A 24,734-nucleotide genomic window follows, 5' to 3' on the forward strand; every position below is an offset into this window, starting at 1 on the left:
GCCTCACAGGACGGGGTTAAAGGTTGCTGTGATCGCCGTCCAGTCTACGACACGGCGCAGGCCGGTCCCGAATCGGGACCGGCCTGCGCCGTGTGCGGAGCGGGCGTCAGGAGCGCGGCGACGGTCCGCGCAGCACCCGAGAGGCGACGACGAGGGCGGCGGCGATCAGCACGACGTTCTTGAAGATGTACTGGCCGGTCAGGGTCGGGCCGGCCGGGCCGAAGACCTCGGCGGGCAGGAGGACGATCGGCGACAGGATGCCGACGAACGCGAGGGCCAGCACGACGAGGCCGATGCGGGCGAACGCGCCGCCCACGATGAGCAGCACACCCGCGGCGACCTCGATCGCGGCCGTCGCGATGAGTGCGACCTGTCCGCTGACCAGACCGAAGGTGAGCTTCTCCCAGGTGGAGCTCACGAGCGCCTCGACCGGGCTGACGCCGGGGAAGAGCTTCAGTGCGCCGAACACGGCGAACACCGCGCCGAGGGCGACGCGCAGGGCGGGGATGCTCCACCGCTGCAGCGAGACCTTGACGGCGGCTTCGGCGCGGGCTTCCCACGCGAGGGCGGCCGCGAACGGGTTCTGGCGGCGGGTGGACGACGGGACGACGACGCCGGCGGCGCCGCGGACGGGAACGGTGGTCATGGCGTGACTCCTTCGGGTTCTGATCACCCGCGATCGCGGGCACGGTGATCAGGACGCCGACGGACGCGCAGTGATACGCCGCACCCGAGATTGGCGGCCGTCGTACACAGATTCCGGCATGACACCGCCGTCTCGTTGTAGCGTTCCTACAACGAGACGGCGCTCGGCGTCGTCAGGCCGCCGGCGTGGTCGCCGCTCGGAAGAGGTCGTCCTCCACCTGCGACGCGCGGATGGGGTGCCCCTGGCTGGTCAGGCATCTGCCCGAGGCGAGATCCCACTTCCAGTCGTGCAGCGAGCAGGTGAGCACGCCGTCCTCGATCTTGCCGGTCTTGGTCAGATCCGCACGCAGGTGCGGGCATCGCCGCTGCACGATCCAGTCGCCGAGCTGTGCGTCCTCGGTCTGGTCGGTCTGCTCCGCGTACCAGTTCTCGACATACTCGATGCGGTCGCGCGACAGGCACTTCAGGAAAGTCGTCAGGAACTCGTTGAACTTGCCGCTGCGACCGACCTCGAACTGCATCGAGAGGAAGATCGAGTTGGACCAGTCGATCTCGTGGTCGGCGATGTTCGTCGAGACGAGGTCGGCCGGGATCGTGTACCAGTAGATGCACTCCTCGCCGGCGTATTCGCGCACCTTCGCCTTGGGGAAGTCGACGACCATGTCGAGCTCGCCGATGCGGAAGCGCACCACGCCGCCCACCCCGTTGCGGATGGTGCGCGCGCGGCGCAGCAGCGGCTCCCACCACTCCTTGATCGCCGCGAGCATCTCGTCGGGCGGGAGCACAGCGGCGCGCGAGGCCTCCTCGGCGCGGATCTCGTCCTGTCGCGTGTCGCGCTGCTCGGCGAGATACGCCCACTTGTCGTCGAAGATCCGGTCGATCTCGGCCTGGGTGTACAGCGTCTGCGTCACCGTGAGCTCGCCGTCGACGAGTTCGACGACGGTCCCGGGGAGGAACTCATAGCCCTTCTGCTCGGGGCGGAGCTCCCGCATGTGCGCGAGGAACTCGCGCTGGTCGGTGAAGATCGCGTCGCCGTCGAGGCCCTGGCCGTTGTACTTGAACAGCTCCTCGCGCAGGAACATCGGCGGACCGGCCATCGGGAAGACGTGCTCGGCGTCGACCTTCTCGATGTAGTACATCGCCCGCTTGTTCTGCGCATCGCGCTTGAGCTTGGCGAAGTTCTGCTTGGCGTCCTGCGGCAGGTCGTAGACCATCGGCCACCAGATCGCGCCCGACACCTGCGTGAAGTACGCCTCCGGCTTCGAGAACGACAGCAGCTTCTCGAGGTCGAGGGGGTGGGAGTCGTTCTGGTTCAGGATGCTGGCGGTGCCGTCGTCGACGCTCAGCGACGAGTCGCCGATCGGGCCGTCGCTGGGCGCGCGCAGCGGGGTCACCATCACCTTGAGCGCGCCGAACTCGAGCGGGACGCCCGCCTGCGTGTAGACGATGTTGTCGTAGCCGAGCTTGCGAAGGTCCTGCTCGAGGTCATCCGTCGGGTACTCCGGCAGGAGCACCTTGATGTCCTTCGGGATGTACTTCTCCATCAGCGCCGGATCGAAGTGGTCGCGGTGACGGTGCGAGACGTAGAGGAAGTCGGCGTTGCCGTACTTCGCCCAGTCGAGTCCCCGGTTGTCGGGGAACGGGAACCACGATCCGAAGAAGGTCGGCCCGATCACCGGGTCGCAGAGGATGGTTCCTCCGGCCGTCTCGATGAACATTCCGGCGTGGCCGAGGCCCGTGATGCGCATGGGTGCGTCCTCCCGTGTCGAACCAGAAGAGTCTAGGCGAGGGTCGTCGCGCGCACCGGACCGCCCGCCGTGCAAAACCCGACCTGGCCCCTCGCGCCGGCGCGGCGCGGACGCCTCACACGTCGAACAGCCCGCGGATGTCGTCGGCGGTGAGGGCCTGGCCGAACAGCGCGTCGTCGTCCATCACGGAGCGGAACAGCCGCGCCTTCCGCTGCTGCAGCGCCATCACCTTCTCCTCGATGGTTCCGCTCGCGATGAGACGGTAGACCATCACGCTTCGATGCTGGCCGATGCGGTGCGCGCGGTCGACGGCCTGGGCCTCGGCCGCCGGGTTCCACCACGGGTCGAGCAGGAAGACGTAGTCGGCCTCGGTCAGCGTCAGGCCGAAGCCCCCCGCCTTGAGGCTGATGAGGAACACCGGCGCCTCTCCCCCGCGGAAAGCGGCGACGGCGGCATCGCGATCGCGCGTCGAGCCGTCGAGGTACGCGTACGGGATGCCGCGCTCCTCGAGTCTCGCGGCGACGAGGCCGAGGAACGAGGTGAACTGGCTGAACACCAGCGCGCGGTGGCCCTCCGCGAGAGCCTCGTCGAGCTGCTCGAAGAGGGCTCCGAGCTTGCTGGGCGCGATGCCGGCGTGGGCCGGATCGACGAGCTCGGGGGCCAGGCTCAGCATGCGGAGGAGCGTCAGCGAGCGGAAGACGATGAACCGGTTGCGGTCGAGGTCGTCCAGCAGCCCCAGCACCTTCTGCCGCTCGCGCTGGAGCACGGTGTCGTACAGCGCGCGGTGCGCCGCGCCGAGCTCGATGCGCACCTCCTGCTCCTGCTTGGCCGGCAGATCGGCCGCCACGAGGTCTTTGGTACGACGCAGCACGAGCGGACGGATGCGGCGGCGCAGGCGCGCGAGGCGTCCGGCCCGGTAGGCGCCGCCCTCCTGGTTCTCGGGGACCTTGCCCTTTTCGATCGGTCCGACGTACTCCTCGCGGAACCGTCGCGCCGACGGGAACAGCCCAGGCGCAGCGAGCGAGAGCAGCGCCCAGAGCTCGGTGAGGCTGTTCTCCAGCGGCGTGCCGGTGACGGCGTAGACCACGTCGGCCGGCAGGTCGCGCGCCGCGCGATACGCCTTGGTCTGGCTGTTCTTCACGAACTGCGCCTCGTCGAGGATGAGGCCCGCCCACTGCACCCGCGCGAACTCGGGCTCGTCGAGCCGCAGCAGCGTATACGAGGTGACGACGACGTCGGCGGTGGTCGCGGCATCCGTCACCGTCGTCCCGCGCTTCGCGCGCGTCGCGTCGACCACGGCGACGCGCAGGCCCGGGGTGAAGCGCGCGGCCTCGCTCCGCCACGTCGACAGGACCGACGTGGGCGCGACGACCAGGAACGGTCGTCGCTCGCCGCTCTCGCGCGCGTGGGCGATGAGCGCGAGCAGCTGCAGCGTCTTGCCGAGCCCCATGTCGTCGGCGAGGATGCCGCCGAGACGGTGGTGCCAGAGGAAGGCCAGCCAGTCGTAGCCGACCCGCTGATACGGGCGCAGCTCTGCCTCGAGGGCTGCCGGCGGGGGCGTCGCCGGCACGCCGTCGGCGTCGCGGAGCGCCTCGACCGTGGCGCGCCACGACACGGCCGGCTGCGCCTCGTCGGCGAGATCCTCGAAATCGGCCCACAGCGCGGTCTGGTAGCGGCTGAGGCGGGGTCCGGTCTCCCACTCGTCCAGTTCGCCGGCCTCGTCGATGAGGTCGCGCAGCCGCTGGAGCGAGGGGTGCGACAGCGAGAAGTACGCGCCGTCGCCCAACAGGATCTTCTTGCGCCCACGGGACAGCGCGGTGAACAGCGTGCCGAACGGGATGCGGCGTCCGTCGATCGTCACGACGACGCCCAGATCGAACCAGTCGGCGTCGGTGGACTCGGCCGTGCTGACCTCGATGCGCGGGTCGCCGGCCAGCTCCCGGTACGGCGGGCGCTCGCCGGAGATCTCCACGCGGACGTCGGGGTCGGCCTCCAGCAGCGGGAGCAGGCGCGACGCGAACTCGGCCGCGTCGATGCCGGTCAGCGCGTCCGCGGACGCGAAGTCGACCGGTGAGTGATCACGCCACAGGCGCTCGACGCGGTCGCGCACGATCGCTTCCGCCGCGGCGTCGCGGTCGTCGCCCGTCGAGTCCCAGCCCTGCAGGTCGCCGCCGCCGTACTGCCACGTCAGCGTGTAGACGAGCCGATGACTCGGCTCGAACCGCACCATCGCCACGAGGCGAGGACGCGGCGGCGGGGCGACGTCGAGGCCCGGCGTCTCCAGAGCGACCCGCCGGGCGATGCGGGGCAGGTGCTCGCCGACGAACTCGTCCGCCTCGGCAGCCGGCACGATCACGGTCTCTCGCGTCGAGAGGAGCGCCGGAAGCGGATCCGGCAGCGCGACGGCGGCCAGCACCAGGTCGATGCGGTCGCGCTGCGCGGTGAATCGGTAGATGCCGGTGCGTCCGACGGCGCGCACGTCCGCGGCATCCGTCCGCTCTCCGTCGATGGTGACGACGGGCGAGATCTCGAGCCCCCGTGCCGTGCGCTGGGCGCGGACCGCGACGGTCGCCTCCGTGGCCAGGGTGACGGAGCTGCTCCGCTTCGTCGGCACCAGCGGGATGCCGCGAGCCGCAGCGGCAGCGAGATGCGGCCACAGCAGGCTGGACTCGATGTCGTCGAGCGTCAGCCACTCCGACACATCCGAGAACGCCCCGAATGAGCGCACGTCGCGGCCGATGCTGTGCAGCTCGGCGAACCAGCGAGCCTGCGCCGGGTCGAAGGCGGTCGTGGGCCGGCGCAGCGCGTCCCATGAGACACCGCCCTTGATCCACGCGTCGGAGCGCGCAGAGCGCTCGAGCGGGCGCAGCCCCACCAGCACGTCGGCGCCGTGCTGATGCAGCCCGCGCGGCGTCGCCGACGCCACGCGCGCCGGTGCCCATGCGGACGCGCCGTGCCGGATGCGCTGGCGCAGCTCGACGCCGAGCGCGAGCGGAGTGTGCGGGCGCGCCGGCGCCCGCGGCGGCTCGAACAGCGCGCGCCAGGCCGTGCCGCCGGGCTGGCCGGGGGCGGCCGCAGCCGCACGGTTGCCCGCGAGCAGGGTCGCCACGGTGTGCTTGCAGTCGAACTGCACCGGACACGTGCACGACGTCGCGGCGATCGGCCGGTTGACGCGGTGAGGGTCGAGCCGGATCCGGCACCGATACGTCCGCCCCGCGCTGCCGGCCACGACCGACTCGACGACGCACGAGACCGGATCCCACTCGAGCCGCTGCACCGCGCCGTCGGCGAAGTACGCCGATCCGCGTTCGAAGGTTCCGCTGTCGGTGTGACGGCGGATGTGTCCGGGGTCGACGAACGGAGGCGCTCCGGCGGACGAGGTCACGGCTTCCATCCTGCCCGCGGCCGCCGACAGTCCGGCGCTCGGCGACGGATCGGCCTGCCCGGCCTCGGCCGGCGTGTGGGCAGCCGGGTCGTGCGCAGCGGGGGCGTCGTCAGCCGCCGAGTTGTCAGCTCGCGCGCGCGATGCGCGCGAGCACGCCGTGGACGAACGGGCCCGACTCGTCGGTCGAGAACTCCTTGACGAGCTCCACCGCCTCGTCGATCGCGACGGCCGTCGGCACGTCGTCGTTGTAGAGGATCTCCCATGCGCCGATGCGCAGCACGGCGCGGTCGACCGCGGGCATACGAGCGAGCGTCCAGTCCTTCGCGAACGTCGTGATCTGCTCGTCGATCGCGTCCTGGTTGTCGATCACGCCGTCCACGATCTCGCGGGCGTACAGCCACGAGGCCTGGCGGGCGGGCTCGTTCGCCGCGCGCTGGGCCTCGGCCGCGAGGACGGTGGCAGGCGTGTCGCCGCGGACGTCGGCCTGGAACAGGATGTCGAGCGCGCGCTTGCGCGCCTTCGTACGGGCACTCATGTGTCAGGTGCCGCGCGCGTCAGTTGACGCGGCCGAGGTAGTCGCCCGTGCGGGTGTCGACCTTGACCTTGGTGCCGGTCTCGACGAACAGCGGCACCTGGATCTCGTAGCCGGTCTCGACGGTGGCGGCCTTCGTGCCGGCCGACGAGCGGTCGCCCTGCAGGCCCGGCTCGGTGTAGGTGATCTCGAGCACGACCGACGCCGGAAGCTCGACGTAGAGCGGGTTGCCGTTGTTGAGGGCGATCTGCACCTGCTGGTTCTCGAGCAGGAAGTGAGCGGCGTCGCCGACGGTGGCGGCGCCCACGTTGATCTGGTCGTAGTCCTCGACGTCCATGAAGACGAAGTTGTCGCCGTCGTTGTAGAGGTAGGTGAAGTCGCGGCGGTCGACGTTCTCGATGTCGATCTTCGCGCCGGCGTTGTAGGTGCGGTCGACGACCTTGCCGGAGACCACGTTCTTGAGCTTCGTGCGGACGAAAGCGCCGCCCTTGCCGGGCTTGACGTGCTGGAACTCGATGACGTTCCAGAGCTGGCCGTCGATGCTGAGGACGACGCCGTTCTTGATGTCTGCGGTGGAAGCCATGAGGGTGCGAATCCGTTTCGTCGAAGTGAGGGAGGCGCTGGGCGGCCCCTCCACAAGCTCAGGGGGGCGGACGCGCCGACGTTCGATTCTACGGGATGCCTGGTCCCCGGCCGATTCGTCAGCCCTCGGCCTGCCCGGTGATGATGTCGATCAGCCGCGCGACGGCGGTCTCGTAGCCGGCGACCCCCTCGCCGACGACGTGCACCAGCGCCACGTCGGCGACGTACGAATGGTGCCGGAACTCCTCGCGGGCGCGCACATCCGAGATGTGGACCTCGGCCACGGGAAGGCCCACACCCGCCAGCGCATCGCGCAGCACGACGGAGGTGTGCGTGAGTCCGCCCGGGTTGATCACGATGCCGGCGCAGTCCTCACGCGCGGCGTGGATCTCGTCGAGGAGCACGCCCTCGTGATTGCTCTGCACGGCCCGCACCTCGAATCCGCGCCGGGCCGCGGCATCCGTCGTCACACGCTCGACGTCGGCGAGCGTCGCGGTGCCGTAGACGGCCGGCTCGCGCGTGCCCAGGAGATTCAGGTTGGGCCCGTTGACGAGCAGAAGACGGCGGGGGGAGGTCATGGTCGCACGATATCAGCGGGCACGGAGAGCCCCGGACCACGTGTCACGGGAGCGGCCGCGACATGACGATCTCGGGCCCGATCGAGCTCGTGTACGTCTCACCGGTCGGCTCGAAGCCCGCCCGTCGGTAGGCGCGCTGGGCGCGGAGGTTGTCGCGGTGCACGTCGAGGTGGAGGCGGGTGAGTCCCAGGCCGGCCGCCCAGTGCGCGGCTGCCGCGAGCAGCAGATCGACCGCTCCGGTGCCGCGGTGGGCCGGGTTGACGTAGACGCCCACGACGTCCGCACGGCGGTCATCGACGAAGCGCCCCAGATGGTCGGTCTGACCGGTGGCGCGGATCAGCACCGACAGGCTGCCCACCCACTCGCCGTCGACCTCGGCCACGAGCTGCGCCGTCGTCTCGCTTTCGGACGCGAGCGCGGCGCGCTCGATCCAGAACGAGTCCGGCCGGGCTTCGACCTGCGCGGGCGTCTCGAGGAAGGCGATGGCGGCATCCGGATCGCTCGTGGACTCGCGCCGCAGCTCGCGCACGGCCTGCCACTCGTCGGCGCGGACGCGGCGCACGGTCACGCGCGGATCAGGCGATGCGGTCACCCGAGCACCCTACCGCTCGGTGCGGGGACCGGGATCAGCCGGCGACCTCCTGGTACGCCGCGAACAGCAGCGACTCGTCGGGGGCCTGCAGCACTGTCGGCTTCGCGATGTCGTCGAGCACGATGAAGCGCAGCATGCCGCCGCGGCTCTTCTTGTCTCGCTGCATCGTCGACAGCAGCTGCGGCCACGCGCCGGGGCGGTAGCTCGTCGGCAGGCCGAGGGACTCGAGGATGTCGCGGTGACGCTGGGCCGCGGCATCCGGAAGCCGTCCCGCCAGGCGCGACAGCTCGGCGGCGAACACCATGCCGACCGAGATGGCGGCGCCGTGGCGCCACCGGTAGCGCTCGGCGTGCTCGATGGCGTGGCCGAGGGTGTGCCCGTAGTTGAGGATCTCGCGCAGCCCCGCCTCGCGCAGGTCCTCCCCGACGACCCGGGCCTTCATCTCGATCGCGAGCTCGATGGTCCGACGGAATGCGGCGCTCTGCGGATCGACGGCGTTCTCGGGATCCGCCTCGACGAGGTCGAGGATCTCGGGCGCCCAGATGAACCCGGCCTTGACGACCTCGGCGTAGCCCGCGACGCGCTCGTTGCGCGACAGCGTGTCGAGCAGGTCGAGGTCGCAGATCACCGCGCGCGGCGCCCAGAACGCGCCGACGAGGTTCTTGCCCTCGGCGGTGTTGACGCCGGTCTTTCCGCCCACGGCCGCGTCGACCATGCCGAGCACCGTGGTCGGCACCTGCACGACCTCGACGCCTCGCAGCCAGGTGGCGGCGACGAAGCCGGCGAGGTCCGTCACCGCGCCCCCGCCGAAGCCCACGACGGCGTCGGTGCGGGTGAAGTCCGCCTTTCCCATGACCTGCCAGCAGAACGCGGCCACCTCGATCCGCTTGCCGGCCTCGGCGTCGGGGATCTCGGCGAGCAGCACCTCACGGTCGCCCACGAGCTGGGAGCGCAGGCGCTCGGCCTGCTCCGCGAGCGTCGGCGGGTGGATCACGAGCACCTTGCGGGCGGCGGGCGGCAGCGCCTCGCCCAGGGGCGACAGGATGCCGCGCCCCACGGTGATCCCGTAGCTCGCGTCTCCCCGCACGGTGATGGTCGTGGCATCCGTCATGCCGTCTCCTCCTGCTTGCTCTCGTCCGTACGCGTCTCCGCTTGCCCGGCGACCCCGCCGCGGATCCACGCCACGAGCGCGTCGACGACGTCCTGCACGGGACCGCTCGACGTGTCGAAGGTGACGTCCGCGAGCTCCTCGTAGACGGGGCGGCGCTCCTCGAAGATCGCGGTCCACCGCTCGACGGCGTCGGCGCCCTGCAGCAGCGGCCGATTCGAGTCCCGCACGCGTCCGGCGACGACCCGCGGCGACACCGTCAGCAGCACGACGCGGTGCGCGGCCAGATCAGCCCGCGTCTCGGGGTTCATGACCGCGCCGCCGCCGAGCGACACGATGCCGCCGGTCGCGAGTCCCTCGGAGACCGCCGCTCGCTCGGCGGCGCGGAACCGCGCCTCGCCGTGCTCGACGAAGAGCTGCTCGATCGGCCCGTGGTCGCGGACGACCGCCGCGTCGGTGTCGAAGAACGGCACTCCGAGGGCGCGTGCCGCCTTCCTGCCGATGCTGGTCTTGCCGGCCCCCATGGGGCCGATCAGCACGACGGCGTCAGAGGGCGAGGTCATGGTCGGCGAGGCCGGCGTCGCTCTCCGCGGCGGTGCGCAGCGCGTCGGGGATCGCCGCGAGATACCCCTCGAGATTGCGTCGCGTCTCGGTGACGCTGTCGCCGCCGAACTTCTCCAGCACGACGTCCGCGAGCACGACCGCGACCATGGCCTCGGCGACGACGCCGGCCGCGGGGACCGCGCAGACGTCCGAGCGCTGGTGGTGCGCGGAGGCCGCATCTCCGGTCGAGACGTCGACGGTGCGGAGGGCACGCGGCACGGTCGCGATCGGCTTCATGCCGGCGCGGACGCGCAGCACCGTCCCCGTCGACATGCCGCCCTCGGTGCCGCCGGCCTTGTCGCTCGAGCGCGTGATGCCCTCTCCCGCGACGAACAGCTCGTCGTGAGCGGCGGAGCCGCGACGGCGGGTCGTCTCGAAGCCGTCGCCGACCTCGACGCCCTTGATAGCCTGGATGCTCATGAGGGCCTGCGCGAGCTTGGCGTCCAGCCGGCGGTCCCAGTGCACGTGCGATCCGAGCCCCGGCGGCAGCCCGTAGGCGAGCACCTCGACGATGCCGCCGAGCGTGTCGCCGTCCTTGCGGGCATCGTCGACCTCGGCGACCATCGCCTCGCTCGTGGCCGGGTCGAAGCAGCGCAGCGGATCGGCGTCGAGCGCGTCGACGTCGTCCGGGGTCGGCAGCGCTGTTCCTTCGGGAACCCGCACCGGCCCGATGGAGAGGGTGTGGCTGACGAGGCGGATGCCGAGCTCGGCGAGGAACGCGCGCGCGATGGCACCCAGCGCGACTCGCGCGGCCGTCTCGCGGGCGCTGGCGCGCTCGAGGATCGGCCGGGCCTCGTCGAAGCCGTACTTCTGCATGCCGACGAGGTCGGCGTGGCCGGGGCGGGGCCGGGTGAGCGCCGCTCCGCGGCCGCGCGACTTGTCGGTGAGCTCGATCGGCTCGGGGCTCATCACCTCGACCCACTTGGGCCACTCGGTGTTGCCGATGCGCAGCGCGATGGGGCTGCCGAGGCTGGTGCCGTGCACCACGCCCGACGAGATGGTCAACTCGTCCTCTTCGAACTTCATCCGCGACCCGCGGCCGTAGCCGAGCTTGCGGCGCGCGAGATCCGCCTGGATCGCGGCGCGGGAGATGGGGACGCCCGCAGGCAGGCCCTCCATGACGGCGACGAGTTCGGGGCCGTGCGATTCGCCGGCCGTGAGCACGCGGAGCATTGGTCCAGTCTCCCACGCGCCGCGCGGCGGTTACGCCGCCGTGGGTCTCTCCAGCGCCTCGCGCATCGCCCGCAGCACTCGCGCCTCGTCGTCGAGTGGGGCCTCGGGGTCGCCGTGGCGGAAGATCCGGATCTGGAGCAGCGCCTGATGCAGCAGCATCCCCAGTCCCGAGCGCGCCGTGCCGCCCGCCCGCTCCCACGCCGCCGACAACGCCGTCGGCCAGTGGCCGTACGCGACGTCGAGCAGCAGTCCGCCGGCGTCGGCGAGGGCGTCGGCTGCGGCATCCGGAACCGGCGCGTCACCCGGCAGGGTCGCGATCGTGAGCGGCACGTCGGAGAGGACGGATGCCGCGAACGGCGTGGTCGTGACCACGATGCCGAGGTGCCGCGCGAGGTCGGCCAGCGGGGTGACCGCCTCGGGGCGCCGGGCGACCACATCGATCTCGCGCGCACCGAGCTCTCCCAGCGCGACGAGCGCCGAGGTGGCCGTGGCACCGGCCCCGACGATGCGGGCGCGTTCGACCTCGGCGATGCCGTCGGCGGCGAGGGCTCTGACGATGCCGCCCACGTCCGTGTTGAAGCCCTGTGGCCCGGCGGGGTCGAGCAGGTAGGTGTTCACGGCGCCCGTCAACTCGGCGCGCCGATCGAGCGACGATGCCGACGCGAACGCGACGCCCTTGAGCGGCATCGTGAGCGAGAGACCCCGCCACGCGCCGTCGAGGGAGGCCAGCTCGTCGCCGAACGACGTGTCGCTGACGCGTCGGCGTCCGTAGGTCCAGTCGAAGCCGAGGAGCTCGTACGCCGCGGCGTGCAGCTGCGGCGAACGACTGTGGGCGATGGGATCGCCCCAGACCTCCAGCCGCGTGCCGTGCGGCGTCAGCACCCCGAGTCCGGGTGCTCGGAACACCACTGCTGCATCTGCTCGACGTATCGCTGGTGCTCGCGGTATGTCGCGGTGAACTGCGTCTCGCCGGTGTCCATGTTGACGGTGACGAAGTACAGCCACGGCCCGTCGGCCGGGTGCATCGCCGCGTCGATCGCGACGTCACCGGGATTGGCGATCGGGCCGATCGGCAGGCCCGCGTGCACGTAGGTGTTCCACGGGTTGGGGTCGTACTGCGCCTCTTCCGAGGTGCTCGCGGATCCCGCGTGGAGCTCGCCGTAGCCGAACTGCGCCGTCGAGTCCATCTGCAGCAGGCCGAACGTCTCCTGGTTGTTCGGGTCGAGACGGTTCTGCATGACCCGCGAGACCTTCTGCATGTCGGTGCCCGAGCGCGCCTCGCGCTGGATGATCGAGGCGAGCGTGAGGATCTCGTGGCGCCGCTCCTCCGGCACCCCTGCCGCATCGAGCGACTCCTTCGTGCGGTCCACCAGCGTCTGGATGGCGGACTGCGCGGTGACGCTCGGGTCGAAGGTGTACGTCGCCGGGAACAGCCAGCCTTCGAGGGGGTCTCCACCGGCCGCGACGATCGCCGGGTCGACGGGGACGCCGTACGCCGACGCGTCGGCGGCTGCCGCCTGAAGCTCGTCGAGCGGGATGCCGGTGCCCTCCGAGATGCGCTCGAGCGTGCCGTCGACGGTCAAGCCCTCGGGGATCTGCGCCGTGTACTCCTGCTTGTTGGCCGGGTCCATGAGCGCGGCCAGCGCCGCTTCGCTCGTCATCTGCTGCTGCAGCTTGTACACGCCCGGCTGGAAGGTGGGATTCTGACCCGACTCGATGAGGTAGTCGTAGAACGCGTCGGCGGCCTTCGTGACGCCGGCTTCGTGCAGTGACTCCGAGATGGGCATCCCGGTGTCTCCGGGCGCGATCCTGACGAACACCTCGCCGTTGGCGAGCCCTGCCTCGTAGTCCTTCGGCTCCTCCCAGCCCATGACCTCGCGGATCTTGTCCTCGTAGGTGTTCCAGACGTAGAGCGTGCCGGCCGCGATGCCGCCGAGGAACAGCAGCACGATGCCGAGCGCGATCCAGCCGCCGATGCGGCGGCGCTTCTTGTTGGGGGGCGGGGGCACGTCTCCGATGTCCTCCGTCGAGCTCGAGCCGCTGAAGAGGTCGTCGAGCGTGGCGCTCGGCGTGCGCGCCGCCGGCTGATCGTCGGCGTCGTCGAGCAGCCGGGACGAGACGGTGGCACGGGCCGCCGAGGGGGCGGCTGCGGCCGCTGCCGTGGCCGGCGCGGCGCCGCGACTGTACGGCATCGCCGGGCTCACCGCCGCGCCCGCGAAGATCCAGGAGTCCTCGTCTGCGGCCGGCTCCGGAAGGTCGACCGGCTGGGTCGGACGCGGGGTTCGCAGGGGCACGGGCTGGAAGCCGCTGCCGGGAGCGGGTTCGGCGGACACGGGCTCGTCGGCCGGGGGCGGAGCGGGGGCTCCGGCGGGACCGCTCCCGATGATCGGCGTCGAGCCGGTGATCAGCGCCTCCCACTGCGCGGCGCGATCGGCGGGCTGCGGGGCGGGCGCCTGCGGTGTGGGCGCCGATGCCCGCGGGGCTGCGGGGGCCGATGTCTGCGGCGCGGCGGGGACCGCGACGGGCGCCTGCGGTTCGGGCGTCTGCGGTACCGCCTGCGGGAGGCCCGCGGCCGCGCCGGGCACCTGCTGCGATCCGGGCGCCGACGGCGATGCGGGCGGCGCCGACGCCGTCGGCGTCTCCCCCGTCGCCGCCAGCCGGGCCGCCGCTTCGCGGGCGGCGCGACGCGACGAAGGCCGTGCTTCGCCGTCGGGCGTTGAGTCGGGCATCAGGCGGGCTCCTGGGGGACGGGGGTTCCGGGCGGCCGTCCGGTGCTCTTCTCGACGTCGAGCGCTTGCTGGAGCAGGACCACCGCGGCGACCTGGTCAACGATGCTACGCGACGATCGCTGGGATCTGCCCGAACTGCGCAGCGCCGCGTGTGCCGAGACGGTCGACAGGCGCTCGTCGACGAGCCGGACGGGAAGAGCGGATGCCGCGGCCAGCGCCGCCGCGAAGTCGCGGGCGTCCTGGGTCGAGGCCGTGTCCTCGCCGCGCAGATTCATCGGCAGGCCGACGAGCAGCTCGATCGCCGAGTACTCGTCGGCGAGCTCGACGATGCGCGCGACGGAGCCGTCGTCGCGCGGTACCGTCTCCACGGGCGTCGCCAGCAGTCCGTCGGGGTCGCACTTCGCGACGCCGACGCGGGCCTTCCCCACGTCGATGCCCAGCCGCGCGCCCCGGCGCCATCCGCTCATCGGCACCGCCTGGCTCACGCGCCGAGCGCGTCCTTCACCGAAGTGAGCGCAGCGGGCAGGGCCGAGGCATCCGTCCCGCCGCCCTGCGCGACGTCGTCGCGTCCACCGCCCCCGCCGCCGAGCACACCCGCCGCGCCCTTGGCGAGGACGCCCGCCTTGGCGCCGGCCGCGCGCGCCGCATCGTTGGTTGCCACGATCACCACGGGGCGGTCGCCCACGACGGCGCCGAGTGCGACGACCGCCGCCTCGGATCCCAGCCGCTCGCGCACCTGCAGCGCCAGCGAACGGACGTCGTCGGCGGATGCCGCGGCCCCGAGCGACTCGGCCACCACCAGCGTGTCGCCGACGCGAGTCGCGCCGGCCGCCAGTGCGGGCAGCCGGTCGCCGAGGGCCTTCGCCTCGAAGGCGGCGATCTTCTTCTCGGCGGCCTTGAGGTTGGCCTGGAGTTCGGCGATGCGCGCCGGAAGCTGCTCGCGCGGCGCCTTGAGCGACGTGGTGAGCTGCGACACGAGCGCGCGCTCGGCGGCCAGCGACCGGAATGCGTCCAGGCCCACGAGTGCCTCGACGCGGCGGTTCGACGCGCCGACCGACGACTCGCCGACGAGGCTGATCAGGCCGATCTCGGCGCTGGTCGACACGTGCGTGCCGGCGCAGAGCTCACGCGACCACGGGCCGCCGATGTCGACCATGCGCACGGTGTCGCCGTACTTCTCGCCGAAGAGCGCCATCGCGCCGAGGGTCTTCGCCTCGTCGAGCGGCAGCACGCGCGTGGTCACCTCGAGGTTGTCGCGCACCGCATTGTTGGCGATCTCTTCGATCTCGGACTTGGTGTCGTCCGACAGCGCCTGGCCCCACGAGAAGTCGAAGCGCATGTAGCCCGCGCGGTTGAGCGAACCCGCCTGTGTCGCGGTCTTGCCGAGCGTGTCGCGCAGGGCCGCGTGCACGAGGTGCGTGGCCGAGTGCGCCTGCCGGGCCGAGCGCCGGTTGGCGGCGTCGACGACCGACGTCGCCGGCTGGCCCACGCCCACCTCGCCGGTCGACACCTCGACGGTGTGGCTCACCAGTCCGGGCACGGGCTTCTGGACGTCGAGGACCTCGAGCTCGTAGCCGGGGCCGACGATGACGCCCTTGTCGGCGACCTGGCCGCCCGACTCGGCGTAGAGCGCGGTCTCTGCCAGGATCACCTCGGCGATCTGCCCCGCGCTGGCCCGGTCGACCGACACGCCGTCGACCAGGATGCCGAGCACGCGCGACTCCGTCTCGAGATCGGTGTAGCCCGTGAAGACGGTCTCGCCCTGCGCGCGGAGGTCGCGGTACACGCTGGTGTCCGCCAGCTGGCGCTTGCGGGCACGGGCGTCGGCCTTCGCGCGGGCGCGCTGCTCCTGCATGAGCGTGTCGAACGCCGCACGGTCGACCGTGAGGCCCGCCTCTTCGGCGATCTCGAGGGTGAGGTCGATCGGGAAGCCGTACGTGTCGTGCAGCAGGAACGCTTCGGCGCCCGCGAGCGTCGTGCCGCCGGAGCCCCTGGTCTCGGCGAGCGACTCGTCGAGGATCGACTCCCCCGCTGCGAGCGTACGCAGGAAGGTCGACTCCTCCGCCAGCGCGTACTGCGAGATGCGGGCCCAGTCGGCCTCGACGACCGGGTACGCCTCCTTCATGGCGTCGCGCGAAGCGGTGAACAGCACCTCGAAGGTGGGCCCGTCGACGCCCAGGAGGCGCATCGAGCGGATCGCACGGCGCATGAGACGGCGCAGGATGTAGCCGCGGCCGTCGTTGGAGGGCGTGACGCCGTCCGACATGAGCATGAGCGACGAGCGGACGTGGTCGGCGACCACGCGGAAGCGCACGTCGTCGTCGTGGTTCGCGCCGTACGTGCGGCCCGACAGCTCCACGGCCTTGTCGAGCACCGGGCGCACCTGGTCGGTCTCGTACATGTTGTCGACGCCCTGCTTGATGAACGCGATGCGCTCGAGGCCCATGCCGGTGTCGATGTTCTTGTTCGGCAGCTCGCCGACGATGTCGAAGTCGTACTTCGACCGCACGTTGGTGATCTCGTACTGCATGAACACGAGGTTCCAGATCTCCACGTAGCGGTCGTCGTCGGTCGCAGGACCGCCGTCGATGCCGTACTCGGGGCCGCGGTCGAAGAAGATCTCCGAGCAGGGGCCGGCGGGACCGGGCAGGCCGGTGCTCCAGTAGTTCGTGTCCTTGCCCAGCCGCTGGATGCGCTCGGCGGGCAGCTCGGTGAGCTCCAGCCAGAGGTCGTGCGCCTCGTCGTCCTCTTCGTAGACGGTGACCCACAGATCCTTCTGGTCGAAGCCGAGGCCGCCCTCCGACTCGGGACTGGTCAGCAGATCCCACGCGTAGCGGATCGCACCTTCCTTGAAGTAGTCCCCGAAGGACCAGTTGCCGAGCATCTGGAAGAACGTGCCGTGGCGCGGCGTCTTGCCGACCTCTTCGATGTCGTTGGTGCGGATGCACTTCTGGTTGTCGGCGGCGCGCGCATACGGCGCGGGCACATCGCCGGACAGGTACGGGATGAACGGCACCATGCCGGCCACGGTGAAGAGCAGCGCGGGATCGTCGGTCACCAGCGATGCCGAGGGGACGATGGTGTGGCCGTTCTTCTCGAAGTAATCGAGGAAGCGCTGGGCGATCTCGGCGGTCTTCATGCGGATCCTTGCGTGTGCGTGCGAATGCGTGCGTGTTCGGGGTGTGTCGTTGAGCGGCGCGGGCCCGGGGCGAGCGGGCGGCGGCGGATCAGTCGGCGAGCTTGCGGGCCGCGTCGCCGACCGTGTCGGCGACGTTGCCGGCGGCGTCGGATGCCGCGGCCAGGGCGCTCGAGGCGGCGTCGGCGGCGGCATCCCGCACATCGTCGACGAGCCCCGCGAATCGTGCCTCCTGCTCGCGGTACGCGTCGCCCATCCGGTCGGTGAACTCCGTGATGCGGGCGTCGACGTCGGCGAGCAGCTCGTGGCCGCGCGGGTCCTTGTTGACCAGGTGCGCGAGCACGAATCCGCCGGCGATGCCGAGCAGGAACCACAGGAGGTTCTTCATGTCACCACTTCCTCGCGGGCCGCCGGGGCGCGGCATCCCCCCATCGTATGCGGAAACCGGTCGCCCATGCCGAACCCGGCATCCGGTCGCCGGCGGGAACGACGAAGGGCGCCGGGATGATCCCGGCGCCCTTCGGCTTCGGTCGTCGAGCGAGCGAAGCGAGACGAAACGCCTTAGCGCGCTGCGTAGTACTCGACGACGAGCTGGACGTCGCAGACCACGGGGACCTCGGCGCGCTTGGGGCGACGCACGAGACGGGCCTGGAGCTTGTCGAGCTCGACCTCGAGGTAGCCCGGAACCGGCGGCAGGACCTCGGCGTGACCGCCCAGAGCTGCGACCTGGAAGGGCTCGATGCCCTCGCTCTTGGCCTTGACGTGGATGAGCTGGCCCGGCTTCACGCGGAACGACGGGCGGTCGACGAGCTGGCCGTCCACGAGGATGTGGCGGTGCACGACGAGCTGGCGCGCCTGCGCCGTGGTGCGGGCGAAGCCGGCACGAAGCACGAGGGCGTCCAGACGCATCTCGAGCTGCTCGACGAGGTTCTCACCCGTCAGGCCCTGGGTGCGGCGGGCCTCGTTGAACTGGATGCGCAGCTGCTTCTCGCGGATGCCGTACTGCTCGCGCAGACGCTGCTTCTCGCGGAGGCGGACGGCGTAGTCGCTGTCCTGCTTGCGCTTGGTGCGGCCGTGCTCACCCGGCGCGTACGGACGCTTCTCGAGGTACTTGGCTGCCTTGGGGGTCAGCGCGACGCCGAGGGCGCGGGAGAGACGGACCTTGCGGCGGTCCTGGGACTTCGTTGCCACGAAGTGTTCCTTTCGATGACGCTGCCGTGTCTTTCACGGCTCGCGGACGTATCGCCCTGTCCTCGCCCTGTCCGGACTGCACGCCGGGGCATGCCGGAAGGTAGGTGAAGAAGAGAGGGGATGCCCGAAAACTGCGTTTCGAGCCGGTCAAGTCTATCAGACCGGGGGTTTTCGACCCACCGGCGTCACGTGCCGTCCAGAATGCGGCGGATCTTCTCCAGGCGGGCCTGCACGTCGCGCTCGGCGCCGAGCGCCTTCGGCTGGTAGTAGCGGCGTCCTCGCAGCTCGTCAGGGAGGTACTGCTGGGCCGCGACGCCGATCTCCGCGTCGTGCGGGTACACGTAGCCCTTGCCGTGGCCCAGGCGCTTGGCGCCCGGGTAGTGGGCGTCGCGCAGATGGATCGGCACGCGACCGAAGCCCCCGGAGCGCACATCGGCGATCGCGGCGTCGATGGCGAGGTAGGCCGCATTCGACTTGGCCGTCGTGGCGAGGTACGCCGTCGCCTCGGCGAGCGGGATGCGGCCCTCGGGCATGCCGATGAACTGCACCGCGTCCGCGGCTGCCACGGCGATCGGGAGCGCCTGCGGGTCGGCCAGTCCGATGTCTTCCGCGGCCGAGATGATGAGGCGCCGCGCGATGAAGCGCGGGTCCTCCCCCGCCTCGACCATACGGGCCAGGTAGTGCATCGCCGCGTCGACGTCGGATCCGCGGATCGACTTGATGAACGCGCTGATGACGTCGTAGTGCTCGTCGCCCTGGCGGTCGTAGCGCAGCAGCGCGCGGTCGACGGCCTGCGCGACGTGCTCCGACGTGATCTCGGCGACGCCGGCCGGGCCGTCTGCGTCGTCGTCCACCTGTTCGGGGATGGCGAGGGATGCCGCGGCCTCGAGCGCGGTGAGCGCGCGGCGCGCGTCGCCCGACGCGAGCCGCACAAGTGCGTCGCGAGCCTCGTCGCCGAGCGCCACGGCACCCGCGAGACCTCGGGCATCGGCGACGGCTCGGTCCAGCAGCATCCGCAGGTCGTCATCGGTCAACGGCTTGAGCGTCAGCAGCAGCGAGCGCGAGAGCAAGGGCGAGATGACGGAGAACGACGGGTTCTCGGTGGTGGCCGCGATGAGGACCACCCAGCCGTTCTCGACACCCGGAAGGAGCGCATCCTGCTGTGCCTTGGTGAACCGGTGGATCTCATCGAGGAAGAGGATCGTCGACTGGCCGTAGAGATCGCGCTGGGTGAGCGCCTCCTGCATCACCTCGCGGACGTCGCGCACGCCCGCCGTGACCGCCGACAGCTCCACGAACCGTCGGCCCGATGAACGTGCGATGGCCTGCGCGAGCGTGGTCTTGCCGGTGCCGGGCGGCCCCCACAGGATGACCGAGGTGGCGGCCCGGGCCGCGGCATCCGGATTCGCGAGAGTCACCAGCGGCGAACCGGCGCGGAGCAGATGGGACTGGCCGGCGACTTCGTCCAGTGAGGTGGGACGCATGCGCACGGCCAGCGGCGTCAGCCCCTGGAAGAGCGCGGTCGGACTCGTCACCCCACCAGGCTATCCCGCGGTCGCGACACCGGATCGGGAGCGAGTTTTGGCCCCCGCCTCGCCGCCCCGTAGGATCAAGCCGCCCGGGCGCCGACCCGGACCGCACCCCCGCCGGAGCCTGACCGGACCACGGCGGCGTGCGCGGGCGTAATCAGGAGGTCACGTGGCGACCGGTGGCAAGAATCGCGATGGGCGGGCCGCGCGCGAGCGCTCGCGTCTGTACGAGGCGCGACGTCAGTTCCACGACGGCCAGGCGCGACGTCGCACGCGCGACAATCTGATCGCCGGCATCGTGGGCGGCGTGCTCGTGCTCGGGCTCATCGGTTCGCAGACGGCCTACTTCCTCGCCGGCCCCGGTGCGCCGGCCCCGGCGCCCTCGTCGACCCCCACGCCCACCGGCACGATGCCCGCCCCGACGCCCACGCCCACCACGACGGGCGAGCCGGCTCCCACCCTCGAGCCGACCCCGACGCCCGCTCCCTGACATCTGCCGATTCCCGGCGCAAGGGCATCGGAGTCGGGGCATCCGCCGTACTAGGCTGTGAGCCGTCCTACTCCCTACAGACGGCGCGAGCCGCGATGAGGTGCATCCCGTGACTGCCGCAGCAGACTCCCAGCCCGAGACCGACGCTCCCGACGCGTTCGGCAGCGACGACAACCAGACCCCGGCCACTCCCGTCGACGACGACGACTCGTCGGCCGTGGAGGGCACCGAGAGCGCCGAGAGCGCCGACGACGCATCGCCCGTCGAGAGCGCGGACGCCGAGGCCACGGAGGCCCGCACCGGCGCACCCGGCGCGGACGCCGAGGCCACGGAGGCCGGCACCGGCGCGGACGACGCGCCGGCAGAGTCGCCGGACGCCGGCACCGACGAAGCGCCCGCCGAGGCACCGGAGGCCGGCGCCGACGACGCGCCCGCCGAGGCGCCGGAGGTCGCGGCCGACGACGCAGAGCCCGCCGCCGATTCGGCTGAGGGCGTCGAGGTCGAGGTCGTCGAGGCCGACGTCGTGGAAGTCATCGACGAGTCCGGCGTCACCGCCGTCGAGGTGGTCGAGATCGTGGTGGCAGATGCCCCGTCTGCCGACGAGCCCTGGGGGCGCGTCGACGACGACGGAACCGTCTCGGTCCGCGAGGCCGACGGCTGGCGCGTCGTGGGCCAGTACCCCGACGGCTCGCCCGAAGAGGCGCTCGCCTATTTCGAGCGCAAGTACACCGACCTCGCCAGCGAGGTGACGCTGCTCGAGGTGCGCCACCGCCGGGGCGGCGCGTCCGCCTCCGATCTGCGCTCGACGGCCCGCACCGTCAACGGCAAGCTCGAGGGCGCTGCCGCGGTGGGCGACCTCGCGAGCCTCGTCGCGCGTGTCGCGGCGCTGACGAAGACGCTCGCCGCCGAGTCCGAGACCGAGGCGCTCGCCGCCCGTGAGGCGGTCGACGATGCCGTGAAGGCTCGCACCGAACTCGTCGAGAAGGCCGAGGCTCTCGCCGCTCGCGACCCGCGCACGGTGCAGTGGAAGCAGGCCACGGCTGAGCTCAACTCACTGTTCGACCAGTGGCAGTCGCAGCAGCAGAACGGTCCGCGCCTGCCGAAGTCGACGGCGCAGCAGCTGTGGAAGAGGTTCCGCGACGCGCGCGCCACGGTGGACAAGCACCGCCGCGCCTTCTACGCCGAACTCGACGAGGCCCACAAGTCGGTCCGCGACCGCAAGACGCGTCTCGTCGAGAAGGCCGAGGCGCTCGCGTCGAAGGGCGAGGACGGCATCCCCGCGTACCGCGAGCTGCTCGACCAGTGGAAGACCGCCGGCCGCGCCGGCAAGAAGGTCGACGATGCGTTGTGGGCGCGCTTCAAGGCGGCCGGCGACGCCCTGTACGGCGCCCGGATCGAGCGCGAGGCGGCGGATGCCGAGGCCTCGCGCGAGAAGATCGACCAGAAGCGCGCGCTGCTCGAGGAGGCGAAGGTCGTCGCCGACGAGCGCGACCTCGCGAAGGCGCGCTCGATCCTCACCGGCGTTCAGCGCCGCTGGGACGAGATCGGCCGCATCTTCCCGCGCGACACGGAGCGCTCGCTGGACGACGAGCTGCGACGCATCGAGACCGCCCTCCGGTCGCGTGAGGACGCCGACTGGAAGCGCAACGACCCCGAGCAGAAGGCGCGTGCGAACGACATGACGCGCCAGCTGACCGACGCGATCCAGAAGCTCGAGGACGAGCTCGAAGAGGCGAAGAAGTCGGGCGACAAGCGGGCGATCGCGGCCGCGAGCGAGGCGCTCGAGGCCCGCAAGTCCTGGCTCAAGGCGCTCGGCGGCTGATTCCTCTGCGCCCGGCCGTCGCTCTGTCGGCGGCCGGGTTTCTCCACAGGCGGCGCGAGGCGGCATCCGTCGATGTTCTCGTGTGCGGCAGACTGCCCCCGTGGCCTCCCCCTTCCTCTATTTCGCAGGCGATCGGCTCTCGCGGGCCGAGCTGACGGCGGCGTGTCTCGACGGCGACCTCGTCGCGCTCGACGACGCCTACATGCCCGCCGACGCGATCGAGACCCCCGCCCTGCGCGCCGGGTCGCTCGCGCCCATCGTCGGCGAGACCCTCGCCGCCACGCACCTGTCCGCGGCGTGGGTGCACGGTGCGCTGCCGGCGCCACCGGCGCGCCACACGGTGCAGCGCGCCGTTCCCCGCCGTCTGAGCGTCGTGCCCGATCGCCGGCTCGTCTACCGGGACCTCGAAGTGGGCCAGGCCGATCTGCAGCGGGTGGGCGGAGTGCTCGTGACGACGCCGGCGCGTACGCTCGCCGACCTCGCACGCGTGGGCGACGCCGATCACACGACGGCGCTGCGGCTGCTGGCGGACGCGGATCCGGATGCCGTCGCCCGGGCGATCGCGGCGCTCGAAGCGGGTGCGCTCCCCCACAAGAGGGCGGCACTCGTGCTGCTGCGGTCGCTGCAGCCGGCCGTCAGGACGACGTGACGCGGTAGACGTCGTAGACGGCGTCGATCCGGCGCACGGCGTTGAGGACACGGTCGAGATGCACGATGTCGCCCATCTCGAAGACGAAGCGGCTGAGTGCCAGGCGATCGTTCGACGTGGAGACGGTGGCCGAGAGGATGTTGACGTGGTGCTCGCTGAGCACGCGGGTCACGTCGCTCAGCAGGCCGGAGCGGTCGAGCGCCTCGACCTGGATCTGCACGAGGAAGACGCTCTTCGTCGTCGGCGCCCACTCGACCTCGATGAGGCGCTCGGGATCCTCCATGAGCGACTTGACGTTCGTGCAGTCGGCGCGGTGCACCGACACGCCGCTGCCGCGCGTCACGAAGCCGACGACCTGGTCGCCCGGCACGGGGGTGCAGCACTTCGCCAGCTTCACCAGGATGTCGGGAGCGCCGCGCACCAGCACCCCGGAGTCGCCGTTCCGCGGAGCCCGGGTCCTGCCGACGACAGGCAGATCGATCGGGCCCGTCGCCGTGTCGTTCGCGGCGACGAGCGCCGTGACCTTCTCGATCACCGACTGGGTCGAGACGTGTCCCTCGCCCACCGCGGCGTACAGCGCCGAGACATCCTCGTACCGCAGATGGTGCGCGACCTCGGTGAACGAGTCCTGGTTCATCAGGCGCTGGAGCGGCAGGTTCTGCCGGCGCATCGCGCGGGCGATGGACTCCTTGCCCTGCTCGATGGCCTCTTCGCGACGCTCCTTCGTGAACCAGCCACGGATCTTGTTGCGCGCGCGCGTGCTGCGGACGAAGCCGAGCCAGTCCTGGCTGGGACCCGCGTCGGGGTTCTTCGAGGTGAACACCTCGACGACGTCGCCGCTCTTGAGCTCGGACTCCAGCGGCACCAGTCGGCCGTTGACCTTGGCGCCCATCGTCCGATGGCCGACCTCGGTGTGCACCGCGTAGGCGAAGTCGACCGGGGTCGCGCCCGAGGGCAATCCGATGACGCGGCCCTTCGGCGTGAAGACGTAGACCTCTTTGGCACCGATCTCGAAGCGCAGGGAGTCAAGGAACTCCCCCGGGTCGGCCGTCTCGGCCTGCCAGTCCGAGATGTGCGCGAGCCACGCCATATCGGTGTCGACGGACTTGGAGTCGGCCTTGCCGCCGTTGAGCTGCTCTTTGTACTTCCAGTGCGCCGCGACACCGTACTCGGCCTGCTGGTGCATCTCGTGCGTGCGGATCTGGATCTCGACCGTGCGGCCGCCCGGGCCGATCACCGTGGTGTGCAGCGACTGGTACAGGTTGAACTTCGGCGTCGCGATGTAGTCCTTGAAGCGACCGGGCAGCGGCGTCCATCGGGCGTGGATGGCTCCGAGCACGGCGTAGCAGTCGCGCACGCTGCCCACGAGGACGCGGATGCCGATGAGGTCGTAGATGTCGTCGAACTCGCGGCCGCGGACGACCATCTTCTGGTACACCGAGTACAGCTGCTTCGGCCGGCCCATGACCCGGCCCCGGATGCGGAGCTCGCGCAGGTCACTGTCGACGGCGTCGATCACGTTGTGCACGTACTGCTCGCGCTGCGGTGTGCGCTGCTTGACCAGGCTGTCGATCTCGGCGTACAGCTTCGGGTGCAGGACGGCGAACGACAGGTCTTCGAGCTCGGACTTGATCGCCTGGATGCCGAGGCGGTGCGCGAGCGGCGCGTAGATCTCGAGGGTCTCGGTCGCCTTCTTGCGCGCCTTCTCGGGCGGAACGAACCCCCACGTCCGCGCGTTGTGCAGACGATCGGCGAGCTTGATGAGGAGCACCCGGATGTCGCGCGACATCGCGACGATCATCTTGCGGACCGTCTCGGCCTGAGCGCTCTCGCCGTACTTGACCTTGTCGAGCTTGGTCACGCCGTCGACGAGCATCGCGACCTCGTCGCCGAACTCGCTCGTCAGCATGTCGAGCGAGTAGTCGGTGTCTTCGACGGTGTCGTGCAGCAGCGCGGCGGCGATCGCGCGCGGCCCGAGGCCGAGGTCCGCCAGGATCTGCGCGACCGCGAGCGGGTGCGTGATGTAAGGCTCGCCGCTCTGGCGAGCCTGCCCCGAGTGCGCGTTCTCGGCGACCGAGTAGGCGCGCTCGATGATCGACAGGTCGCCCTTGGGGTGGTGCGTGCGCACCGTCCGGAGCAGCTGCTCGACGTCGTCGCGTCGCGCGGACCGCGAGAAGATCCGCGGCACCAGGCGCCGCAGAGACGAGGACTGGGCGGGAGGGACGGTCTCGGTCATACGATC

The 24,734-nt window shown here is 71.3% G+C and carries 21 protein-coding genes; 3 read left to right on the forward strand and 18 right to left on the reverse strand.

Annotated features, from left to right (window positions below; translation table 11 throughout):
* Positions 1-106: 106 nt before the first annotated feature.
* The 17 genes from IM770_RS01880 to IM770_RS01960 form a co-directional block, all read right to left on the reverse strand.
* Positions 107-646 carry a DoxX family membrane protein gene (locus tag IM770_RS01880; RefSeq protein WP_203579434.1) on the reverse strand — a complete coding sequence of 180 codons (540 nt, stop codon included), beginning with the start codon at positions 644-646 and terminating at the stop codon, positions 107-109.
* Positions 647-818: 172 nt separating this feature from the next.
* A complete protein-coding gene (locus IM770_RS01885; RefSeq protein ID WP_203579435.1) occupies positions 819-2,393 on the reverse strand; it encodes a Rieske 2Fe-2S domain-containing protein in 1,575 nt (524 codons plus the stop codon).
* A 115-nt stretch (positions 2,394-2,508) separates the two neighbouring features.
* Positions 2,509-5,778 carry a DEAD/DEAH box helicase gene (locus tag IM770_RS01890; protein WP_307785339.1) on the reverse strand — a complete coding sequence of 1,090 codons (3,270 nt, stop codon included), beginning with the start codon at positions 5,776-5,778 and terminating at the stop codon, positions 2,509-2,511.
* Between the two features lie 124 nt (positions 5,779-5,902).
* A complete protein-coding gene (nusB, locus tag IM770_RS01895; protein WP_203579437.1) occupies positions 5,903-6,313 on the reverse strand; it encodes a transcription antitermination factor NusB in 411 nt (136 codons plus the stop codon).
* A gap of 19 nt (positions 6,314-6,332) precedes the next feature.
* Positions 6,333-6,893, reverse strand: a complete 561-nt coding sequence (gene efp, locus IM770_RS01900; RefSeq protein ID WP_045302503.1) for an elongation factor P — start codon at positions 6,891-6,893, stop codon at positions 6,333-6,335.
* Between the two features lie 118 nt (positions 6,894-7,011).
* A complete protein-coding gene (aroQ, locus tag IM770_RS01905; RefSeq protein ID WP_203579438.1) occupies positions 7,012-7,470 on the reverse strand; it encodes a type II 3-dehydroquinate dehydratase in 459 nt (152 codons plus the stop codon).
* Positions 7,471-7,513: 43 nt separating this feature from the next.
* Entirely contained in the window at positions 7,514-8,062 is a 549-nt protein-coding gene (locus IM770_RS01910; protein WP_307785340.1) for a GNAT family N-acetyltransferase, read from the reverse strand.
* A 34-nt stretch (positions 8,063-8,096) separates the two neighbouring features.
* Positions 8,097-9,173, reverse strand: a complete 1,077-nt coding sequence (aroB, locus tag IM770_RS01915) for a 3-dehydroquinate synthase (RefSeq protein ID WP_203579439.1) — start codon at positions 9,171-9,173, stop codon at positions 8,097-8,099.
* A complete protein-coding gene (locus IM770_RS01920) occupies positions 9,170-9,733 on the reverse strand; it encodes a shikimate kinase (RefSeq protein WP_203579440.1) in 564 nt (187 codons plus the stop codon). Before IM770_RS01920 ends, aroB begins: the two co-directional genes overlap by 4 nt.
* Positions 9,717-10,946, reverse strand: coding sequence for a chorismate synthase (aroC, locus tag IM770_RS01925; RefSeq protein ID WP_203579441.1), 1,230 nt, complete (start codon positions 10,944-10,946; stop codon positions 9,717-9,719). Before aroC ends, IM770_RS01920 begins: the two co-directional genes overlap by 17 nt.
* A 30-nt stretch (positions 10,947-10,976) precedes the next feature.
* A complete protein-coding gene (locus IM770_RS01930; protein WP_372430625.1) occupies positions 10,977-11,852 on the reverse strand; it encodes a shikimate dehydrogenase in 876 nt (291 codons plus the stop codon).
* Positions 11,822-13,675 (reverse strand): endolytic transglycosylase MltG, encoded by a 1,854-nt coding sequence (mltG, locus tag IM770_RS01935; protein WP_203579443.1) that lies wholly within the window; start codon positions 13,673-13,675, stop codon positions 11,822-11,824. Before mltG ends, IM770_RS01930 begins: the two co-directional genes overlap by 31 nt.
* Positions 13,675-14,142: a Holliday junction resolvase RuvX gene (ruvX, locus tag IM770_RS01940; RefSeq protein ID WP_203579861.1), complete on the reverse strand. Its 468-nt coding sequence runs from the start codon at positions 14,140-14,142 to the stop codon at positions 13,675-13,677. The genes mltG and ruvX overlap by 1 nt, the downstream gene beginning before the upstream one ends.
* A gap of 14 nt (positions 14,143-14,156) precedes the next feature.
* Positions 14,157-16,814, reverse strand: coding sequence for an alanine--tRNA ligase (gene alaS, locus IM770_RS01945; RefSeq protein WP_203579444.1), 2,658 nt, complete (start codon positions 16,812-16,814; stop codon positions 14,157-14,159).
* Positions 16,815-16,902: 88 nt separating this feature from the next.
* Positions 16,903-17,199, reverse strand: a complete 297-nt coding sequence (locus IM770_RS01950; protein WP_203579445.1) for an ATPase — start codon at positions 17,197-17,199, stop codon at positions 16,903-16,905.
* Positions 17,200-17,372: 173 nt separating this feature from the next.
* Entirely contained in the window at positions 17,373-18,002 is a 630-nt protein-coding gene (gene rpsD, locus IM770_RS01955; protein ID WP_018170803.1) for a 30S ribosomal protein S4, read from the reverse strand.
* A 185-nt stretch (positions 18,003-18,187) separates the two neighbouring features.
* Entirely contained in the window at positions 18,188-19,486 is a 1,299-nt protein-coding gene (locus IM770_RS01960; RefSeq protein ID WP_239065702.1) for a replication-associated recombination protein A, read from the reverse strand.
* A gap of 214 nt (positions 19,487-19,700) precedes the next feature.
* Here IM770_RS01960 and IM770_RS01965 point away from each other — a divergent pair, with 214 nt between their 5' ends.
* The 3 genes from IM770_RS01965 to IM770_RS01975 all read left to right on the forward strand — a co-directional run bounded on the left by IM770_RS01965 (position 19,701) and on the right by IM770_RS01975 (position 22,492).
* Positions 19,701-20,021: a dioxygenase gene (locus IM770_RS01965; protein ID WP_203579447.1), complete on the forward strand. Its 321-nt coding sequence runs from the start codon at positions 19,701-19,703 to the stop codon at positions 20,019-20,021.
* Positions 20,022-20,130: 109 nt separating this feature from the next.
* A complete protein-coding gene (locus tag IM770_RS01970; RefSeq protein ID WP_307785341.1) occupies positions 20,131-21,843 on the forward strand; it encodes a DUF349 domain-containing protein in 1,713 nt (570 codons plus the stop codon).
* 100 nt (positions 21,844-21,943) lie between these two features.
* Positions 21,944-22,492 (forward strand): type IV toxin-antitoxin system AbiEi family antitoxin, encoded by a 549-nt coding sequence (locus IM770_RS01975; RefSeq protein WP_203579448.1) that lies wholly within the window; start codon positions 21,944-21,946, stop codon positions 22,490-22,492.
* Here the strand turns inward: IM770_RS01975 and IM770_RS01980 are convergent.
* Complete coding sequence (locus tag IM770_RS01980; RefSeq protein ID WP_203579449.1) at positions 22,479-24,728, reverse strand: RelA/SpoT family protein; 2,250 nt, start codon at positions 24,726-24,728, stop codon at positions 22,479-22,481. The genes IM770_RS01975 and IM770_RS01980 overlap by 14 nt on opposite strands.
* Between the last annotated feature and the right edge of the window lie 6 nt (positions 24,729-24,734).

This window comes from Microbacterium hibisci (assembly GCF_015278255.1).
GTDB classification, from domain to species: Bacteria; Actinomycetota; Actinomycetes; order Actinomycetales; family Microbacteriaceae; genus Microbacterium; species Microbacterium hibisci.

Coding starts and splice junctions, on each gene's coding strand:
- alaS (WP_203579444.1), bottom strand. CDS start 16,814: ATGAAGACCGCCGAGATCGCCCAGCGCTTCCTCGATTACTTCGAGAAG.
- IM770_RS01980 (WP_203579449.1), bottom strand. CDS start 24,728: ATGACCGAGACCGTCCCTCCCGCCCAGTCCTCGTCTCTGCGGCGCCTG.
- IM770_RS01960 (WP_239065702.1), bottom strand. CDS start 19,486: ATGCGTCCCACCTCACTGGACGAAGTCGCCGGCCAGTCCCATCTGCTC.
- mltG (WP_203579443.1), bottom strand. CDS start 13,675: ATGCCCGACTCAACGCCCGACGGCGAAGCACGGCCTTCGTCGCGTCGC.
- IM770_RS01950 (WP_203579445.1), bottom strand. CDS start 17,199: ATGAAGAACCTCCTGTGGTTCCTGCTCGGCATCGCCGGCGGATTCGTG.
- aroQ (WP_203579438.1), bottom strand. CDS start 7,470: ATGACCTCCCCCCGCCGTCTTCTGCTCGTCAACGGGCCCAACCTGAAT.
- IM770_RS01885 (WP_203579435.1), bottom strand. CDS start 2,393: ATGCGCATCACGGGCCTCGGCCACGCCGGAATGTTCATCGAGACGGCC.
- aroC (WP_203579441.1), bottom strand. CDS start 10,946: ATGCTCCGCGTGCTCACGGCCGGCGAATCGCACGGCCCCGAACTCGTC.
- IM770_RS01920 (WP_203579440.1), bottom strand. CDS start 9,733: ATGACCTCGCCCTCTGACGCCGTCGTGCTGATCGGCCCCATGGGGGCC.
- aroB (WP_203579439.1), bottom strand. CDS start 9,173: ATGACGGATGCCACGACCATCACCGTGCGGGGAGACGCGAGCTACGGG.
- ruvX (WP_203579861.1), bottom strand. CDS start 14,142: ATGAGCGGATGGCGCCGGGGCGCGCGGCTGGGCATCGACGTGGGGAAG.
- nusB (WP_203579437.1), bottom strand. CDS start 6,313: ATGAGTGCCCGTACGAAGGCGCGCAAGCGCGCGCTCGACATCCTGTTC.
- efp (WP_045302503.1), bottom strand. CDS start 6,893: ATGGCTTCCACCGCAGACATCAAGAACGGCGTCGTCCTCAGCATCGAC.
- IM770_RS01880 (WP_203579434.1), bottom strand. CDS start 646: ATGACCACCGTTCCCGTCCGCGGCGCCGCCGGCGTCGTCGTCCCGTCG.